The organism is Pseudomonas sp. sp1636 (assembly GCF_030376615.1).
In the GTDB taxonomy this organism is placed as follows: domain Bacteria; phylum Pseudomonadota; class Gammaproteobacteria; order Pseudomonadales; family Pseudomonadaceae; genus Aquipseudomonas.
The window spans coordinates 83,980-100,804 of sequence record NZ_JARRAB010000007.1; the positions used below are offsets into that span (position 1 = coordinate 83,980).

Here is a 16,825-nt window from a genome sequence, read left to right on the forward strand (position 1 = left end):
CTGGTTGCCGGCGAAGTCAGGTGGCGATCGATCCGCTGATCCGGTAGATACCGATCTCTCCTAACAGATTAGGCCAAATGCGGCTGGCCCATCCGTGGCGATGGTCGCGATCCACCGCCAGGCGCTCGAGAACCCTGGCCTGCTGTGCGCGGCACAGGCGCTCGAAATCCTCGAAGGTGCAGAAGTGGATGTTCGGCGTGTTGTACCAGGTGTAGGGCAGAAAGTCGGACACCGGCATGCGGCCCTTGCTGGCCAGGTACCAGCGGCAACGCCAGTGGGCAAAGTTGGGGAAGGTGATGATGCAGGTCTTGCCGACCCGCAGCATCTCCGCCAGCACCTTGTCCGGGAAGTGCAGGGCCTGCAGCGACTGGGTCATCACCACCACGTCGAAGCTGTTGCTGGCGAAGTTGCCCAGGCCCTTGTCGAGGTTCTGCTCGATGACGTTAACGCCTTTTTCGACGCAGCGGGCGATGTTGTCCGGGTCGATCTCCAGGCCATAACCGCTGACCCCCTTGTGCTCGGCCAGCCAGGCGAGCAGTTCGCCATTGCCGCAGCCGAGGTCGAGCACCCGGCTGCCGGCGGGGATCCAGTCTTGGATGATGTCCAGGTCGGCTCTCATGGGCGCCTCATACTGCGATTCGGTTCATATAGCTGCGGAAGGCCTGCAAATAACGCGGAATGGGGATCAGGAAGGCGTCGTGGCCCTGCGGTGCGTCGATTTCCAGGTAGCAGACGTTCTTGCGTGCGGCGATCAGGGCGTCGACGATCTCCCGCGAGCGCGCCGGCGAGAAGCGCCAGTCGGTGGTGAAAGACATCACGCAGAAGTCCGCCTGCACCCCGGCCAGGGTCTGGGCCAGGTCGCCGTCGTGGTTGGCCGCCGGGTCGAAGTAGTCCAGCGCCTTGGTCATCAGCAGGTAGGTGTTGGCGTCGAAGCGCCCGGAAAACTCCTCACCCTGGTAGCGCAGGTAGCTTTCGACCTGGAATTCGACGCTGTGGAAGTCGTAGTTGAGTTTTTCGCTCTTCAGGCCGCGGCCGAATTTCTCGCCCATGGCGTCGTCCGACAGGTAGGTGATGTGGCCGACCATGCGCGCCAGCATCAGGCCGCGCTTGGGGATCACCCCGCGTTCCTGGAAGTGCCCGCCATGGAAGTCCGGATCGGTGAGGATGGCCTGGCGCGCCACCTCGTTGAAGGCGATGTTCTGTGCCGAGAGCTTCGGTGCCGAGGCAATCGCCAGGCAATGACGGATGCGCTCGGGGTAGCTGATGGCCCACTGCATGGCCTGCATGCCGCCGAGGCTGCCGCCGATCACTGCGGCCCATTGGGCGATGCCGAGGGCGTCGGCCAGACGCGCCTGGCTGTGCACCCAGTCTTCCACGGTCATCACCGGGAAGTCCGCGCCAAAGGGCTTGCCGCTGGCCGGATTGAGGCTGCTGGGGCCGGTCGAGCCGTTGCAGCCGCCGAGGTTGTTGAGGCTGACGATAAAGAAGCGGTTGCTGTCGATCGGCTTGCCCGGGCCGATGCAGCTGTCCCACCAGCCGGGCTTGCGCTCGTCCGCGTGGTGGTAGCCGGCGGCGTGGTGGTGGCCGGACAGCGCGTGGCAGATCAGCACCGCGTTGCTGCGCGCGGCGTTCAGTTCGCCGTAAGTTTCGTAGACCAGTTGGTAGTCGGCCAGGCTGCGTCCGCACGCGAGCGTCAGGGGCTCGGCGAAGTGCAGCACCTGGGGGGTCACCAGGCCAACAGAGTCTTGGGGGAAGGCTGTAGACATCGACCCTGCTCGCAGTAAAGGAAGTGCCGCAGTCTAAAGAGCGCTGCTGCGGGCGGCAAGCGTGCGGGCCGCGGGCAAGGCCTGGGCGCGCCGCTGGCGGCGGATTATTCGCCGACTCTGTGCTGGCGTGCCGGGCCGGGCAGGTTGACCACCTTGCCCTGGCGTTGCACCGGCGCGGGGCGGCGCAGGTTGCGCAGTATCTCGTCCGCCTGGTGCAGTTGATGGGTCAGTTCATCGCGGTAATCCAGCAGTTGCTGGCCGCGCTGACGGGCTTGCTGGGTTTCCTGGGCCAGGGCCTTGAGCCGCAGCATGTGGCTTTCCAGCAATTGTTTGTGTTCCAGGGTGTGTTGCATCAGCGGCATCAGGGCGTCGCTGGCCCACTGCCCGGCGTCGGCCCGCAGGCGTTGGTGCAGGCCGATGACTTCCTGCACCAGGGTGGCGAAGAAGCGCTTGCTCAGGCTGCGTTGTTCGGTGAGCAGGGTTTTCAGGTGCAGGCGGAACTGGTCGGCCTGGGTCTGCAGCTGTTTGAGCTCGCGCAGGTAGCGTTTGACGTTGAACTGCGGCGCATCGATGCCCTGCAGTGGGTTGTCTTGATTGTGTCGGCGATAGATGGCCGCGACCATCTTGTTGGCCATCTCGGCTTCATGCGCCAGGCTGTCCATGTCATGTTCCACCGAGCGGAAGAAGGCCAGGATAGCCTGGTTGATGCCCAGGGTGGTCCAGCTGCCGGCGAGGTTCTTGCGCACTTTATTCAGGTGTTCGTCGAGGCGTTCCGGGCGTACGGCAAGGCGCAGTAGCTCGCCTTGGCGCTGGAGCAGGCGTTGATTGGTTTTCAGGCCGAGCAGGCGCTTGTGGTGTTGGCTGTGATCATTCTTGGTCTTGGCGGTCAGCTCGAACAGCAACTGACCGTTGTCGTGCTGGTGGTTGCTCAGCAGCGCCTGTTGTTCGTGAACCTTGTCCAGGCGCAGGTTGAGGGCATGCCGGCTGCCCTGCAGCAGCGCCAGCACCTGGTTGACCACCCGGTCTTCGATCAAGCGCTCCTTCTGGCTGACGATACGCTCGCACAGCAGGGTCTCCAGATCGCCCATCTGGCTGCGGGCCAGCAAAGCCTGATCCTTGCGCACCTTGGCCAGCAACGCTTGTTTGGCCGATAGCGGCAGCACGTCCTCGGGCCGGATGCCGAGTTGCTTGGCGGTCATGGTCTGGATCTGCGCAATGGCGTTCTGCACGAAGGCTTCGCCGGCCAGGTCGTCCCAGAGGATGTCGATCTTGTTGAGCACGGCGAACAGGCAGGTCTGGGTGTCGTCGTCGAGTTGGCGGATATGCTGCTGCCAGACTGCCATGTCGCTGGCGGTCACCCCGGTGTCGGCGGACAGCAGGAAGATGATCGCCTGGGCGCTGGGCAGCATCGACAGGGTCAGCTCGGGTTCGCTGCCCAGGGCATTCAGGCCGGGGGTGTCGAGAATACGCAGGCCTCGGCGCAGCAGCGGGTGGTCGAAGTTGACCAGCGCGTGGCGCCAGGCCGGCACCAGCACCTGGCCGGGTTTGCCGGTGCTTTCCAGGGCGTCGGGGTGGAAGCCCAGCTGGATGGCTTGCTCGACCGGCATGGGTTTGCTCTTCGCCACCTGGGTGAAGGCCTGGATCATGTTGTGCGGATCGCTGAGATCCAGCGGGATATTCACCCAATGCCGGGGAATGCGCTTGAACTGGGCGACGCTGGCCTCGGTCGAGCGGGTTTCGATCGGCAACAGGCGGATGTAGGAGCGCTCCGAGCGGGGGTCGAAGAACAGCTCGGTGGGGCACATGGTGGTGCGCCCGGCCTGGGACGGCAGCATGCGCTGGCCGTATGCGGAAAAGAACAGGCTGTTGATCAGTTCGGTCTTGCCGCGCGAGAACTCGCCGACGAAGGCCAGGGTGATGTGGTCGCTACGCAGCAGCTTGAGGGCGCGCTCGAGCTTGGCGTCCAGCGCATCGGAGTTGAGCCGATTGTTGACCAGCCAGGTGCGGTAGCGCGTGATCTGGCGCATCAGTTCGCGCTTCCAGCCGACGTAGGCGTCGATCTGTTGACTGAGACGTTCCATGCTCATCCTGGCGTTCCTCTGGCTGACGCGCCCTTGGGGGCCGTGCTGTTGGCGGCGCGAGTCCGTCAGGCCTGGTGGGGTGGGCGCTGATGCACTGGGCTGGCGAGCATTATGCGGGGCGTGCAGGGGCTGTCAATTGGCTAGTATTTCGATCCGGCCTGATGGTCGCTCAGGCGGGGCGAACGGTCAGCCCGAGCGCTGCTGGCAGTTGCTGCGGCTGTTTGATGCGCACGCGTTTTTGCCGGCTTTGCTGGCCGCTTTCCAGGCTGACCTGGCTCTTGCCGACGGCAAAGGCGGCGGCGAGAAAGGCCAGCAACTTGGCGTTGGCCTTGCCGTCGACTGGCGGGGCGGTGAGGCGAATCTTCAACCGCTCGCCGTGCAGCCCGGCGAACTCGTCGCAACTGGCTTTGGGCTGCAGGTGGCAATCGAGGATCAGATCCGCGCCGTCCCAGCGATAGAAACTCATCGGCTTCTCGGGGTCAGACCGCCATGCTGAGGCCCTTGAACATGCCGGTCATCACCGCCAGGTTGCGGATCACCAGCATGTCGATCAGGTTGAGGGCGAGAAAGGCGAAGATCGGCGACAGATCCAGCCCGCCCAGGCTCGGCAGAATGCGCCGGATCGGCGCCAGCAGCGGTTCGCAGATCTGATTGATCAATTCGGCCGCCGGGTTGTGGCTGCCCTGGGCGACCCAGGACAGGATCACGCTGATGATCAGGGCGAAGAAGAACACCTTGATGAACAGGGCGGTGACGCCAATGATCGACCAGATCAGCAGTTGCAGCGGGTTGTCCAGGCCATAGCCCATCAGCAGCAGGACCAGGGCCATGAGCACCAGTTGCACCAGGATCGCCAGCACCAGCGAAGCCAGGTCGAGGCCGGCGAAACTGGGAATGACCTTGCGCAAGGGTTTGAGCAGCGGGTGGGTGGCGCGCACGATGAACTGGCTGAGCGGGTTGTAGAAGTCGGCCCGCACCAGTTGCAGGATGAAGCGCAGCAGCACGATCAGCAGGTACAGGCTGCCGATGGTTTGCAGGATATACACCGCTGCGGTACTCAGTCCGATCATGATTGACTCCTTGTTGGTCCAGCTGTTTGTGGGCCAGATTGTTTAGCGACCGAGCTGCTCGGCCAGTTGCGCCGAGCGCTGGGCGGCGGCATTCAGTGCCTGTTCGACCAGGGCTTCGAAGCCGCCGGCCTGGAAGGTCTTGATTGCCGCTTCGGTGGTGCCGGCCGGCGAGGTGACGCGACGGCGCAATTCGCTGGCATCGACGTCGCTGGCCACCGCCATGCGTGCCGCGCCCAGCGCCGTGTGCAGGGTCAGTTGAGCGGCGGTGTCGCGCGGCAGGCCGAGTTTTTCGCCGGCAGCCGTCATGGCCTCCATCAGCAGGAAGAAATACGCCGGGCCGCTGCCGGAAACGGCGGTGACCGCATCGATCAGTTGCTCTTCGTCCAGCCACAGGGCCAGGCCAACCGCGCCCAGCAGCTGTTCGGCTTGCTGGCGCTGTTGCGCCGAAACCAGGTTGTTGGCATACAGGCCGCTGACGCCCTGGCGCAGCAGCGCCGGGGTATTGGGCATGCAGCGCACTATCGCGCGGGCGCCGAGCCAGTGTTCCAGGCTGGCGCAGCTGATGCCGGCGGCGATGGATACGACCAACTGACCCGCGTCGAGATGGGCGGCCAGATCCAGGCAGACGTCTTTGATCACTTGCGGTTTGACGGCGAGGACGATCAGGTCGCAGCCCTGAATCGCCTCGGCGTTGCTGGCGAAGGCGTGGATGCCGTGTTCGGCGCTGATTTTGGCGCGTTGTTCGGCGCCATGGTCGCTGGCGCGAATGCTGCTGGCGTCGACGCCTTGGGCGCGCAGCCCGCCGATCAGGCTAGCGGCCATATTACCGGCGCCGATAAACGCAATGCGGGGGGAGGTCATAGCGGGTTTCCTTTAATGAGTCGGGGCTGGCGGCTAGGCATAGTCGCGGGCACCAAACAGAGCGGTACCGATGCGCACCCAGGTCGCGCCTTCGGCAATGGCGGCTTCCAGGTCATGGCTCATGCCCATGGACAGGGTATCGAGGTTCAGGTTCAGCTTGCTTTGCAGTTCTGCCAAGCGGGCAAAGGCGGCCTGTTGCGTGGCGCGGTCTTCGCTGGGTTGGGGAATGGCCATCAATCCACGCAGCTTGAGGTTGGGCAGTTGTGTCACCGCCTGGGCCAATACCGGCAATTGTTCGGGGTTGCAGCCGGATTTGCTGGCCTCGCCACTGACATTCACCTGCAGGCAGATATTCAGCGCCGGCAAGTGCGGCGGGCGTTGCGCGGACAGGCGCTCGGCGACTTTCAGGCGATCCACCGAATGCACCCAGTCGAAATGCTCGGCGATGGCCCGGGTCTTGTTCGATTGAATGGGGCCGATGAAATGCCAAATCAATGGCAGGTCGCGCAACTCGAGTTGTTTTTCCAGTGCTTCCTGCAGGTAGTTTTCGCCGAAATCGTGCAGTCCGGCAGCATGGGCCTGGCGGATTGCCGCTGCGGGTTTGGTTTTGCTCACTGCGAGCAGGCCAATCGTTGCACAATCTCGCTGCGAGGCTTGCGCCGCCTCACGGATGCGCGCGCCGACCTTTGCAATATTCTCTGCTATCGTGGACATTACTTGCGCCAGCCGCCTAGGGTTTGCGGCATTCTACCGTCATTAGGGAGTTCCATGGATATCACTGAGCTGCTTGCCTTCAGCGCTAAGCAAGGCGCGTCGGATCTGCATCTCTCTGCTGGTCTGCCGCCGATGATTCGGGTCGACGGCGATGTGCGCCGAATCAATTTGCCGGCCCTGGATCACAAGCAGGTGCATGCACTGATCTACGACATCATGAACGACAAACAGCGCAAGGATTTCGAGGAGTTCCTCGAAACCGACTTCTCCTTCGAAGTGCCGGGTGTCGCGCGTTTCCGGGTCAACGCCTTCAACCAGAACCGGGGTGCCGGCGCGGTGTTCCGCACCATTCCGTCCAAGGTGCTGACCATGGAAGACTTAGGGATGGGCGAGGTGTTTCGCAAGATCACCGACGTGCCGCGCGGTCTGGTGCTGGTCACCGGGCCGACCGGTTCGGGCAAGTCGACCACCCTGGCGGCGATGCTCGATTACCTCAACGGCAGCAAATACCAGCACATCCTGACCATCGAAGACCCGATCGAGTTCGTTCACGAATCGAAGAAGTGCCTGGTCAACCAGCGTGAAGTGCACCGCGACACCCTGGGCTTCTCCGAAGCCTTGCGCTCGGCGCTGCGCGAAGACCCGGACATCATTCTGGTCGGCGAAATGCGCGACCTGGAAACCATTCGCCTGGCGTTGACCGCCGCGGAAACCGGCCACCTGGTGTTCGGCACGCTGCACACCACCTCGGCGGCCAAGACCATCGACCGGGTGGTCGATGTGTTCCCCGCCGAAGAAAAATCCATGGTGCGCTCGATGCTGTCGGAATCCTTGCAGGCGGTGATCTCGCAGACCCTGCTGAAGAAGGTCGGCGGCGGTCGGGTGGCCGCCCATGAAATCATGATCGGCACCCCGGCGATCCGTAACCTGATCCGCGAGGACAAGGTGGCGCAGATGTATTCGTCGATCCAGACCGGCGGTTCGCTGGGCATGCAGACCCTGGATGCCTGCCTGAAAACCCTGGTATCCAAAGGGCTGGTGACCCGCGAAAGCGCGCGGGAAAAATCCAAGACCCCGGAAAACTTCTAGCAGGCCGTTGAAAAATGTAGGCGAGGCAGCCAAGACAAGGCAAAAATGGCCGCAACGTAGCGCAGCGGAGTAACAGCCACAGGCTGGCCCGCAGGGCGAGCGAAGCGAGTCAAAAGCGGAGTTTACGTGTTGTAAATGAGCATTTTGAGGCCATTTTTAACGCAGTATTGGCAACGTAGGTAGTTTTTCAACAGTCTGCTAATCCGTATCTGGCCAGCCGCAAGGTTGGCCAAGACCCAGACCGCTGGCGAGACACGCGCCCCGGCAACTGGTGGTTGGCTAAGCGCGTGACAGTGATGGGCGAGATAACGCATGGAATTCGAAAAACTGCTGCGCCTGATGGTGGAAAAGGGCGGCTCTGACCTGTTTATCACTGCCGGCGTACCGCCATCGATGAAGGTCAACGGCAAGATCATGCCGGTGACCAAGACCCCTATGTCCCCCGAGCAAACCCGGGAAACCGTGCACTCGGTGATGAACGAGCAGCAGCGCCGCGACTTCGCCGAGAGTCACGAATGCAACTTCGCCATCAGCGCCCGTGGTATCGGCCGCTTCCGCGTCAGTGCCTTCTACCAGCGCAACCTGGCCGGCATGGTGCTGCGCCGGATCGAGACCAACATCCCGACTCTGGATGACCTCAAGCTGCCGGAGGTGCTCAAGAAACTGGCGCTGACCAAGCGTGGCCTGGTGCTGTTCGTCGGCGCCACCGGTACCGGCAAGTCGACCTCGCTGGCGGCGATGATCGGTTACCGCAACAAGAACAGCAGCGGCCACATCATCTCCATCGAGGATCCGATCGAATACATCCACCAGCACCAGAACTGTATCGTCACCCAGCGCGAGGTCGGCATCGACACCGAGTCCTTCGAGGTGGCGCTGAAGAACACCTTGCGCCAGGCGCCGGACGTGATCCTGATCGGTGAGGTGCGCACCCGCGAGACCATGGATCACGCCGTGGCCTTCGCCGAAACCGGTCACCTGTGTCTGGCCACGCTGCACGCCAACAACGCCAACCAGGCGCTGGATCGGATCATCAACTTCTTCCCGGCCGATCGGCAGAATCAGGTGTGGATGGATCTGTCGCTCAACCTCAAGGCCATCGTCGCCCAGCAGTTGATTCCCACTCCGGACGGCAAGGGCCGCCGCGCGGTGATCGAAGTGCTGATCAACACCCCGCTGGCGGCCGACCTGATTCGCAAGGGCGATGTGCACGAGCTCAAAGCCTTGATGAAGCGCTCCACCGAACTGGGCATGCAGACCTTCGACCAGGCGCTGTACAGCCTTTACAGTCAGGGCGAAATCACCTACGAGGACGCACTGTTGTACGCCGACTCGGCGAACGACCTGCGCCTGATGATCAAGCTCGGTTCGGAAGCCGACAGCGACCACCTGGCCCACCTCAGCGATGGCCTGTCACTGGAAATCACTCCGGAAGACCCGGGGCGGAGTTTCCGCTGAACCAGAGTGGTGCAACTCTGCCCGCGTTCGCGGGCTTTTTATCGGGCGGTAAACCTTGCGCGGTCTTGCCGATCCCATGCGCATCGGCCCGCGCTGCAGGAGCAAGGTATGGACGTAAGCAAGGACACCCACAGCAAGGTCATCGGTTATCTGCTGTGGATCTTCGGTTTTCTCGGTGCCCACCGCTTCTATTACGGCAAGCCGGTGAGCGGAACCCTCTGGTTTTTCACCCTCGGCTTGCTGTTTATCGGCTGGATCATCGACCTGTTCCTGATCCCGGCAATGGATCGCGAGGCCGACCTGCGCTTCACCGCCGGCGACACCGATTACAATGTCGCCTGGATTCTGCTGACCTTTCTCGGCGTTTTTGGCGTGCACCGCATGTACCAGGGCAAGTGGATCAGCGGGATCCTCTATCTGTTTACCGGCGGCCTGTTCCTGATTGGCGTGCTCTACGACTTCTGGACCTTGAACGAACAGATATCGATCAAGAATGCCGCCCGCGAATAAGTGGCCAGGGCAGGGCCATGTCCAGCCGCAGAATCATCTGCCCGCGCGTAGGGCGTACTCGCGAAGCAGTACGCCATTGCCCTTGCGGAGTCGCGGCGCACTGTTCGCTTCGCGCCTGGGCGGCCGCTGTCCCGATCCGCCCTATTCGATGCCTCGTTGTCGGATCACGCCTGGTAGCTGATCCGTCCGTCGACCAAGGTGTAGCGCACCGCACCGGGCAGGCAATGGCCGATAAACGGGCAGTTGGCACCTTTGGAATACCAGCTTTCCCCGGCCAGGGTCGAGGCCTGCGGGTCGAACAGCAGCAGGTCGGCCGCTGCACCCACGTGCAGGCGCCCGGCGGGCAGGCGTAGGGCCTGAGCCGGACCGCTGGACAGGCGGGCGAGCAGGGTCGGCAGGTCGAGCAGGCCGTCTTCCACCAGACTCATGGCCAGCGGTAGCAGCAGTTGCACGCTGCTGATGCCCGCTTCGGTGGCACCGAACGGCGCCAGCTTGGCGTCGCGTTCGTGGGGTTGGTGGTGGCTGGCGATGGCCGAGATCACCCCGCTTTTCACCGCTTCGCGCAGGCCGTCGCGGTCGGCGCGTGAGCGCAGTGGCGGCTGTACGTGGTAGAGGCTGGAGAAGTCGCTCAAGGCCTCGTCGGTGAGAATCAGTTGATACAGCGCCACATCCGCCGTCACCGGCAGGCCGCGGGCCTGGGCCTCGGCGATCAGCTGGGCGCCGCGGGCACTGGTCAGCTGGCTGAAGTGGGCGCGCACGCCGCTTTGTTCGACCAGCAGCAGGTCGCGGGCCAGGGCCACGGTCTCGGCGGTTTCCGGGATGCCGGCCAGGCCGAGGAAGCTGGCGGTGGCGCCTTCGTGGGCCAGGCCGCCTTCGGCCAGGTCGTGATCCTGGGAGTGGAAGATCACCGTCAGGTCGAAGGTGGCGGCGTATTCCAGGGCACGGCGCAGGGTGCGGGTGTTGCGGAAGCTGTCCAGGCCATTGCCGAAGGCCACGCAACCGGCGTCGCGCAGGGCCACCAGCTCGGCCAACTGTTCGCCGTCCAGGCCTTTGCTCAGGGCGCCTATGGGGAAGACCTTGGTGTGGCCGGCCTCGCGGGCACGGTCGAGGATCAGTTCGGCCACCGCCGGGGTGTCCAGCACCGGCTTGGTAAAGGGCGGGCAGCACAGGCTGGTGACGCCGCCGGCGGCGGCGGCCAGGGTTTCGCTGGCGATGCTGCCCTTGCGGCTGTAACCGGGTTCGCGCAGGGCGACGGACAGGTCGACCAGGCCGGGCGCGGCCACCAGGCCCTGGGCGTTGATGATTTTCTCCGCGACGAAACCGGCCGGGGTCTGGCCGATGGCGATGATCTTGCCGGCATCGATAAAGAGGTCGCTGACCTGGTCGAGGCCATTGCTCGGGTCGATCACGCGGGCCCCGAGGATTGCGCTACGCATCAGTTGGACTCCTCGGCTTCCTGGTTGAGTTGGCGCTGGGCATTCTGCCCGCTCATGGCCATGGACAGCACGGCCATGCGTACGGCGATGCCGTAGGTTACCTGGTTGAGAATCACCGATTGCGGGCCATCGGCCACCGCCGACTCGATTTCCACGCCGCGGTTGATCGGCCCCGGGTGCATCACCAGGGCATCCGGTTTGGCCAGGGCCAGGCGCCGCTCGGTCAGGCCGAACAGGCGAAAGAATTCGCCCTCGCTGGGCAGTAGGCCGCCAGTCATGCGTTCGCGCTGCAGGCGCAGCATGATCACCACGTCGACGTCCTTGAGGCCGGCAGCCATGTCGCTGTAAACGCTCACGCCGTATTGCTCGATGCCGACCGGCAACAGGGTCTTGGGTGCGATCACGCGGATGTCCGGGCAGCCCAGGGTCTTGAGTGCCAGCATGTTCGAGCGGGCCACCCGCGAGTGCAGGATATCGCCGACGATCGCCACCGAAAGGTTCTCGAAGCCACCCTTGTGTCGGCGGATGGTCAGCATGTCGAGCATGCCCTGGGTCGGGTGGGCGTGACGGCCATCGCCACCGTTGATGATCGCCAGATTCGGGCAGACGTGTTCGGCGATGAAATGCGCGGCGCCCGAATCGGCGTGGCGTACCACGAAGATGTCGGCGGCCATGGCTTCGAGGTTGCGCAAGGTGTCGAACAGGGTTTCGCCCTTGCTGGTCGAGGAGGTCGAGACATTCAGGGTGATGACGTCGGCGGACAGCCGTTGGGCGGCCAGCTCGAAGGTGGTGCGGGTGCGCGTGGAGTTTTCGAAGAACACGTTGCACACGGTCTTGCCGCGTAGCAGCGGGACTTTCTTCACCGCCCGGGCGCCGACTTCGAGGAAGGAGTCGGCGGTGTCGAGGATTTCCGTCAGCAGTTCGCGGGGCAGACCGTCGAGGGTAAGGAAGTGGCGCAGCTGACCTTGGTCATTCAGCTGCAGCGGGCGCTTGGCATCCATGGGGATCATCGCGGTCATTCTCGGTTGGCCAACATCTGGAGTTCGAGGGTCAGCGGCGTGGGGCCGGACAATTTTACCCGCTGATCGGCTGCCAGCGACAGGCTGGCGCCGACCACGTCGGGGTGGATCGGCAGCTCGCGGGCATTCAGGTCGAGCAGACAGACCAGGGTCACGCTGGCCGGGCGGCCGTAGTCGAACAGTTCGTTGAGGGCGGCGCGGATGGTACGGCCGCTCATCAGCACGTCGTCGATCAGCACCAGGTGCTGGCCTTCGACCTCGAACGGCAGTTCGGACGGCTGTACCTGCGGGTGCAGGCCATTCTGGGTGAAGTCGTCGCGGTAAAAGGAGACGTCGAGGATGCCCAGGGGCGCCGGATCGCCCAGGGCCTCCAGCAACGCCTGGGCGACCCACACGCCGCCCGTGCGGACGCCGATAAAGCGTGGCTCGCGGATCTGCCGCCGATTGAGCTGGCTGATCAGTGCCGCGGCCATTTGCGGCAGCAATTCGGCGGGGTTGGGTAAGCTCATGGCAACACTCCAGATGTAAGTAAAACAGCCCCTGAAAACGTAGGCGAGGCAGCCGAGACAAGGCAAAAACAGGCGAGGAAGCGCAGTTTACGTGTTGTAAATGAGCATTGCTCGCTTCGCTCGTCCTCCGGGCCGCGCTAAAGCGCGTCAGCAGCTAGCTCCTTTCCGAGCCTGTTTTTAACGCAGTATCGGCAACGCAGGTCGTTTTCAGGGGCTGTTTTCTTCTAACCAGCCTTGTAGCAGCAGTGCTGCGGCCAGGGCATCGACCGGGCGTTCGCGATAGCCACCGCTCTGCCCTTGTTGCAGGCGCTGGCCCTTGGCGGCATAGGTGGTCAGGCGTTCGTCGTGGGTGTGCACCGGCAGGTTGAAGCGGCCATTGAGGCGGCGGGCGAATTTCTCCGCCCGCTCGCTCATCTCGCTCGGGGTGCCGTCCATGTTCAGCGGCAGGCCGACGACTATGGCGTCCGGCTGCCACTCCTTGATAAGGGCTTCGACCTTGTGCCAGTCCGGCACGCCATTCTGTGCTTTCAAGATGCACAGTTCGCGAGCCTGGCCGGTGATCGTCTGGCCAACCGCAACGCCTATCTGCTTGCTGCCGTAATCGAAACCCAGTAACAGGCGCAGCGGTTTGGTTTCGCTCATCAGGCGTGCCCGGCTTGCGAAGTGAGCAGGCTGAGGTTGACGCCCAGGCGTGCGGCGGCGGCATTCAGACGCTGATCGAAGGGCAGGTCGAAGAGGATGCTGCTGTCGGCCGGGCAGGTCAGCCAGGCGTTATCGGTCAGCTCGGTTTCCAGTTGCCCGGCATCCCAGCCGGCATAGCCGAGGGTGATCAGGTATTTTGCCGGCCCCGTGCCGTCGGCAATGGCGAACAGCACGTCCTGCGAGGTGGACAGGCCCAGCTCGCCGAGTTCCAGGGTGGCCTGAAACTGTGGGCCGGCCGGGTGCAGGACGAAACCGCGGTCGGTCTGCACCGGCCCGCCGGAGAAAATCGGCAGGTCTTGGCAGCGCGTGGGCGGCTCGGGTTCCGGGCGCAGTTGTTCCAGCACATCGGCCAGGTTCAGGCCGTTAGGGCGGTTGATCACCAGGCCCATGGCGCCCTGCTCGTTGTGCTCGATCAGGTAGATCAGCGTCTGCGCGAAATTCGGATCGGCCATGTGCGGCATGGCGATCAGGAAGTGGTGCTTGAGGTAGCTGGGTTTGGCGTCTTTCATGGGCATTAGTTTCAGGCCTGGAGCCAAGAGCTTCAAGCGCCAAGCAGCCAACGGCAAGAAAAAATCGGGAGAAGCCCGGAGTCAGTTGCTGGACAGGCGATCACCGCGCTCGAAACGCCAGGTGCGGATGATTTCCAGGCGGTCGACATCGGCCAGATCGCCGGTGAACGGGGCGTAGGGCGCGGCCAGGCGCACGATGCGCAAGGCCGCCTGGTCAAGCAGTTGCTGGCCGGAGGACTCCAGAACCTGGACTTCGTAGAGGGTGCCGTCACGGTTGATCGAGACCAGCACCCGCAGGCTGCCGTAAATCTGCTGGCGGCGTGCGTCGTCCGGATAGTTGAGGTTGCCGATCCGTTCAACCTTCTTGCGCCACTCGTCCTTGTACCAGGCACCCTTGTCGCGCATGGTCGAGGCCGCGCTGAGGCGGTGGATCTTCGGCCGTTTGGCGTATTGCTGGATGTCCTGGGCCAGTTCGGCTTCCAGGCTGGCGATCTCCGCAGAAAGCTGCGCGCTGTCGAACACCGGTGCCGGAGGTGCCTGCACTGTGGGTTTGGCTGCCTCGCGCTTGACTGGAGTCTTTTGCTGTTGCGGGGCGCGGGTCGCGACTGCGGCTTTCGGCGCTTCCTGGCGAACCGCCGCTTGTGCCGGTGCGGCGGGCGGGGTCACGCGCTTGACCTGGGTGTCCTGGAACAGTGCCTGTTCGGTGGTTTTCGGTGCGGCCTTGTGTTCCAGGGTGCCGCTGCCTTGCTGGTTGTCCTGGGCGAGGAAGTCGGCTTGTTTCGGCGTTTCCTCGCTCTTGAAGGTCGACAGGGTGATTTCCAGGGTTTTGCTGATCTGGCTAGGCTCGGCCAGGCTGAAACCCAGGCCGAGAATCAGCGCGGCATGCAGGGCGGCGGCGAGGAACAGGGTGAAACCCAGCCGATCCGCTGGGCGGACGCCAGCGGCGAGTAGGTCGGGCGGGTTGATGGCTGCGTTCATGTTGTTTCGGGTCTGTTCAGGTTGCCGCGCAGTCTGACGGCTTGGGGCCGCCAGCTGCAAGCGACAAGCCTGAAGCTGCTACTTGCGTCAAGCTTTCGCCTTGCCGCTTATGGCGTGCAGCTTGCCTTCGATGGCGTCCATCAGGCGTTCGCCGATACGGGTGTCGTAGGCGGCGTCTATCTCGCGGATGCAGGTCGGGCTGGTGACGTTGATTTCGGTCAGGTAGTCGCCGATCACGTCCAGGCCGACGAACAGCAGGCCTTTCTCGCGCAGGGTCGGGCCGACGGCTGCGGCGATCTCACGGTCGCGTTCGCTCAGTGGGCGGGCTTCGCCGCGCCCGCCGGCGGCCAGGTTGCCACGGGTTTCGCCGTGCGCCGGGATGCGTGCCAGGCAATAAGGTACCGGCTCGCCATCGATCATCAGGATGCGTTTATCGCCTTCGAGGATTGCCGGCAGGTAGCGTTGCGCCATTATCTGCTGTTTGCCGTGGGCGGTAAGGGTCTCGAGAATCACCGAGAGGTTGGGATCGCCCTCGCAATGACGAAATATCGAAGATCCGCCCATGCCATCCAGGGGTTTGAGAATGATGTCACGTTGCTCTTTGGCAAACTCGCGCAGAATGTCGGATCGGCGACTGACCAGGGTCGGTGGTGTGCAGAGCGGGAACTGGGTGGCAAACAGCTTCTCATTGCAGTCGCGCAGGCTCTGTGGGCGGTTGACCACCAGTACGCCGGCTTGCTCGGCCTGTTCCAACAGGTAGGTGGAGTAGACGAATTCGTTATCGAAGGGTGGATCCTTGCGCATCAGGATCACATCCAGCTCGGTCAAGGCGACGTCATCCTCGGCGCCCAGCTCGAACCAGCGCTCCGGGTCATTGAATACCTTGAGCGGGCAGAGGCGGGCGCGTGCTTCGCCCTGGGCCTGGTAGAGGTCTTTCTGCTCCATATAGAAGAGCGACCAGCCGCGCGCCTGGGCCGCGAGTAACATGGCCAGCGAACTGTCCTTCTTGAAGGCGATCTGGGCGATGGGGTCCATGACAATGCCGAGGCGAACGCTCATGGGGGGATTCTCCGTGAAAGGCAGCGGTTTGAAAGGTGTCGGAACTGGCGTGTGGCGTCAGGGTGGCGCTGGGAAGGCGGGGGGTCAAGGAAAAAACCTGGCCCACCCGCGGCTTATAGCTTGCATGGGGAGAGTGTGCTAAAAAGGCCCGACGATTGGGTTGCAGCCCGTCGGTGGCAAGGCCTCAGGCGCACTGATTAGAACGCAAAAATAACGACTCACCGAGGCGATGGTAGGGCAAACATGGAACAGCATTCCGAGGGTTTGAGGGTAATGGTGATCGACGATTCGAAGACGATTCGTCGTACCGCGGAAACCCTGCTGAAGAAGGTGGGTTGCGAGGTGATTACCGCAGTTGACGGCTTCGATGCTTTGGCAAAGATCGCCGACACCCATCCAAGTATTATTTTTGTCGACATCATGATGCCGCGGCTCGATGGCTACCAGACCTGCGCCCTGATCAAGAACAACAGTGCTTTCAAGTCCACCCCGGTGATCATGCTGTCCTCCAAGGACGGCTTGTTCGACAAGGCCAAGGGGCGCATCGTTGGCTCCGATCAATATCTGACCAAGCCTTTCAGTAAGGAAGAGTTGCTGGGTGCGATCAAGGCCCATGTCCCTAACTTCACCCCGTTGGAACAGGCATCCTGACGTTTACCGGGTAGCGGTAGACGCTTTTTCATGTATTGGGAAACACCATGGCTCGAATTCTGATTGTTGATGACTCGCCGACCGAGATGTACAAACTGACCGCCATGCTGGAAAAAAATGGCCATCAGGTGCTCAAGGCGGAAAATGGCGCGGACGGCGTTGCCCTGGCGCGCCAGGAAAAGCCTGACGCGGTGTTGATGGACATTGTCATGCCGGGGCTCAATGGTTTTCAGGCGACCCGCCAACTGACCAAGGACGCCGACACCAGCCACATCCCGGTGATCATCGTCACCACCAAGGATCAGGAGACCGACAAGGTCTGGGGCAAGCGCCAAGGCGCCAAGGACTACCTGACCAAGCCGATTGACGAAGAGACACTGCTGAAAACCTTGAGCGCCGTATTGGCCGGTTGA

Annotated in this window: 19 protein-coding genes; 5 read left to right on the forward strand and 14 right to left on the reverse strand. The window is 63.1% G+C overall.

The window, feature by feature from the left end; all coding sequences use genetic code 11:
• Positions 1-16: 16 nt before the first annotated feature.
• The 7 genes from metW to P8H27_RS09125 form a co-directional block, all read right to left on the reverse strand.
• Positions 17-619: a methionine biosynthesis protein MetW gene (gene metW / locus P8H27_RS09095; protein WP_289636924.1), complete on the reverse strand. Its 603-nt coding sequence runs from the start codon at positions 617-619 to the stop codon at positions 17-19.
• A 7-nt stretch (positions 620-626) separates the two neighbouring features.
• Positions 627-1,766 carry a homoserine O-acetyltransferase gene (locus P8H27_RS09100; RefSeq protein ID WP_289636925.1) on the reverse strand — a complete coding sequence of 380 codons (1,140 nt, stop codon included), beginning with the start codon at positions 1,764-1,766 and terminating at the stop codon, positions 627-629.
• Positions 1,767-1,870: 104 nt separating this feature from the next.
• Entirely contained in the window at positions 1,871-3,853 is a 1,983-nt protein-coding gene (locus tag P8H27_RS09105) for a dynamin-like GTPase family protein (protein ID WP_289636926.1), read from the reverse strand.
• A 163-nt stretch (positions 3,854-4,016) separates the two neighbouring features.
• Positions 4,017-4,313 carry a DUF167 family protein gene (locus P8H27_RS09110; RefSeq protein ID WP_289636927.1) on the reverse strand — a complete coding sequence of 99 codons (297 nt, stop codon included), beginning with the start codon at positions 4,311-4,313 and terminating at the stop codon, positions 4,017-4,019.
• A 13-nt stretch (positions 4,314-4,326) separates the two neighbouring features.
• Positions 4,327-4,917, reverse strand: coding sequence for a YggT family protein (locus tag P8H27_RS09115; protein WP_289636928.1), 591 nt, complete (start codon positions 4,915-4,917; stop codon positions 4,327-4,329).
• A 42-nt stretch (positions 4,918-4,959) separates the two neighbouring features.
• Complete coding sequence (proC, locus tag P8H27_RS09120) at positions 4,960-5,778, reverse strand: pyrroline-5-carboxylate reductase (RefSeq protein WP_289636930.1); 819 nt, start codon at positions 5,776-5,778, stop codon at positions 4,960-4,962.
• A 33-nt stretch (positions 5,779-5,811) separates the two neighbouring features.
• Positions 5,812-6,492: a YggS family pyridoxal phosphate-dependent enzyme gene (locus P8H27_RS09125; RefSeq protein ID WP_289636931.1), complete on the reverse strand. Its 681-nt coding sequence runs from the start codon at positions 6,490-6,492 to the stop codon at positions 5,812-5,814.
• Positions 6,493-6,546: 54 nt separating this feature from the next.
• Here P8H27_RS09125 and P8H27_RS09130 point away from each other — a divergent pair, with 54 nt between their 5' ends.
• From P8H27_RS09130 to P8H27_RS09140, 3 genes are all read left to right on the forward strand, one after another.
• A complete protein-coding gene (locus P8H27_RS09130; protein ID WP_289636932.1) occupies positions 6,547-7,581 on the forward strand; it encodes a type IV pilus twitching motility protein PilT in 1,035 nt (344 codons plus the stop codon).
• Positions 7,582-7,893: 312 nt separating this feature from the next.
• Positions 7,894-9,039 (forward strand): PilT/PilU family type 4a pilus ATPase, encoded by a 1,146-nt coding sequence (locus P8H27_RS09135; protein WP_289636933.1) that lies wholly within the window; start codon positions 7,894-7,896, stop codon positions 9,037-9,039.
• A gap of 108 nt (positions 9,040-9,147) precedes the next feature.
• Positions 9,148-9,549, forward strand: coding sequence for a TM2 domain-containing protein (locus P8H27_RS09140; protein ID WP_289636934.1), 402 nt, complete (start codon positions 9,148-9,150; stop codon positions 9,547-9,549).
• Between the two features lie 164 nt (positions 9,550-9,713).
• Here the strand turns inward: P8H27_RS09140 and P8H27_RS09145 are convergent, their stop codons facing one another.
• The 7 genes from P8H27_RS09145 to gshB all read right to left on the reverse strand — a co-directional run bounded on the left by P8H27_RS09145 (position 9,714) and on the right by gshB (position 15,761).
• Positions 9,714-10,985: a dihydroorotase gene (locus P8H27_RS09145; protein WP_289636935.1), complete on the reverse strand. Its 1,272-nt coding sequence runs from the start codon at positions 10,983-10,985 to the stop codon at positions 9,714-9,716.
• The gene (locus tag P8H27_RS09150; protein WP_289637050.1) at positions 10,985-11,995 is read right to left on the reverse strand and encodes an aspartate carbamoyltransferase catalytic subunit; all 1,011 of its coding nucleotides are present in this window, start codon (positions 11,993-11,995) and stop codon (positions 10,985-10,987) included. The genes P8H27_RS09145 and P8H27_RS09150 overlap by 1 nt, the downstream gene beginning before the upstream one ends.
• 5 nt (positions 11,996-12,000) lie before the next feature.
• Positions 12,001-12,513, reverse strand: a complete 513-nt coding sequence (pyrR, locus tag P8H27_RS09155; RefSeq protein WP_289636937.1) for a bifunctional pyr operon transcriptional regulator/uracil phosphoribosyltransferase PyrR — start codon at positions 12,511-12,513, stop codon at positions 12,001-12,003.
• 207 nt (positions 12,514-12,720) lie between these two features.
• A complete protein-coding gene (gene ruvX, locus P8H27_RS09160) occupies positions 12,721-13,155 on the reverse strand; it encodes a Holliday junction resolvase RuvX (RefSeq protein ID WP_289636939.1) in 435 nt (144 codons plus the stop codon).
• Positions 13,155-13,724 carry a YqgE/AlgH family protein gene (locus tag P8H27_RS09165; protein WP_289636941.1) on the reverse strand — a complete coding sequence of 190 codons (570 nt, stop codon included), beginning with the start codon at positions 13,722-13,724 and terminating at the stop codon, positions 13,155-13,157. The genes ruvX and P8H27_RS09165 overlap by 1 nt, the downstream gene beginning before the upstream one ends.
• Positions 13,725-13,805: 81 nt before the next feature.
• Positions 13,806-14,702 carry an energy transducer TonB gene (locus tag P8H27_RS09170; RefSeq protein WP_289636943.1) on the reverse strand — a complete coding sequence of 299 codons (897 nt, stop codon included), beginning with the start codon at positions 14,700-14,702 and terminating at the stop codon, positions 13,806-13,808.
• 87 nt (positions 14,703-14,789) lie between these two features.
• The gene (gshB, locus tag P8H27_RS09175; protein WP_289636944.1) at positions 14,790-15,761 is read right to left on the reverse strand and encodes a glutathione synthase; all 972 of its coding nucleotides are present in this window, start codon (positions 15,759-15,761) and stop codon (positions 14,790-14,792) included.
• Between the two features lie 243 nt (positions 15,762-16,004).
• Between gshB and pilG the strand changes: the two genes are divergently transcribed.
• Both pilG and pilH read left to right on the forward strand, forming a co-directional pair.
• Complete coding sequence (gene pilG / locus P8H27_RS09180) at positions 16,005-16,412, forward strand: twitching motility response regulator PilG (protein ID WP_289636946.1); 408 nt, start codon at positions 16,005-16,007, stop codon at positions 16,410-16,412.
• Between the two features lie 47 nt (positions 16,413-16,459).
• Positions 16,460-16,825 carry a twitching motility response regulator PilH gene (gene pilH, locus P8H27_RS09185; RefSeq protein ID WP_289636948.1) on the forward strand — a complete coding sequence of 122 codons (366 nt, stop codon included), beginning with the start codon at positions 16,460-16,462 and terminating at the stop codon, positions 16,823-16,825.

Coding starts and splice junctions, on each gene's coding strand:
- gshB (WP_289636944.1), bottom strand. CDS start 15,761: ATGAGCGTTCGCCTCGGCATTGTCATGGACCCCATCGCCCAGATCGCC.
- P8H27_RS09140 (WP_289636934.1), top strand. CDS start 9,148: ATGGACGTAAGCAAGGACACCCACAGCAAGGTCATCGGTTATCTGCTG.
- P8H27_RS09105 (WP_289636926.1), bottom strand. CDS start 3,853: ATGAGCATGGAACGTCTCAGTCAACAGATCGACGCCTACGTCGGCTGG.
- P8H27_RS09165 (WP_289636941.1), bottom strand. CDS start 13,724: ATGAAAGACGCCAAACCCAGCTACCTCAAGCACCACTTCCTGATCGCC.
- P8H27_RS09125 (WP_289636931.1), bottom strand. CDS start 6,492: ATGTCCACGATAGCAGAGAATATTGCAAAGGTCGGCGCGCGCATCCGT.
- P8H27_RS09135 (WP_289636933.1), top strand. CDS start 7,894: ATGGAATTCGAAAAACTGCTGCGCCTGATGGTGGAAAAGGGCGGCTCT.
- P8H27_RS09110 (WP_289636927.1), bottom strand. CDS start 4,313: ATGAGTTTCTATCGCTGGGACGGCGCGGATCTGATCCTCGATTGCCAC.
- P8H27_RS09130 (WP_289636932.1), top strand. CDS start 6,547: ATGGATATCACTGAGCTGCTTGCCTTCAGCGCTAAGCAAGGCGCGTCG.
- P8H27_RS09115 (WP_289636928.1), bottom strand. CDS start 4,917: ATGATCGGACTGAGTACCGCAGCGGTGTATATCCTGCAAACCATCGGC.
- P8H27_RS09100 (WP_289636925.1), bottom strand. CDS start 1,766: ATGTCTACAGCCTTCCCCCAAGACTCTGTTGGCCTGGTGACCCCCCAG.
- P8H27_RS09145 (WP_289636935.1), bottom strand. CDS start 10,985: ATGCGTAGCGCAATCCTCGGGGCCCGCGTGATCGACCCGAGCAATGGC.
- metW (WP_289636924.1), bottom strand. CDS start 619: ATGAGAGCCGACCTGGACATCATCCAAGACTGGATCCCCGCCGGCAGC.
- P8H27_RS09150 (WP_289637050.1), bottom strand. CDS start 11,995: ATGATCCCCATGGATGCCAAGCGCCCGCTGCAGCTGAATGACCAAGGT.
- P8H27_RS09170 (WP_289636943.1), bottom strand. CDS start 14,702: ATGAACGCAGCCATCAACCCGCCCGACCTACTCGCCGCTGGCGTCCGC.
- pilG (WP_289636946.1), top strand. CDS start 16,005: ATGGAACAGCATTCCGAGGGTTTGAGGGTAATGGTGATCGACGATTCG.
- ruvX (WP_289636939.1), bottom strand. CDS start 13,155: ATGAGCGAAACCAAACCGCTGCGCCTGTTACTGGGTTTCGATTACGGC.
- pilH (WP_289636948.1), top strand. CDS start 16,460: ATGGCTCGAATTCTGATTGTTGATGACTCGCCGACCGAGATGTACAAA.
- proC (WP_289636930.1), bottom strand. CDS start 5,778: ATGACCTCCCCCCGCATTGCGTTTATCGGCGCCGGTAATATGGCCGCT.
- pyrR (WP_289636937.1), bottom strand. CDS start 12,513: ATGAGCTTACCCAACCCCGCCGAATTGCTGCCGCAAATGGCCGCGGCA.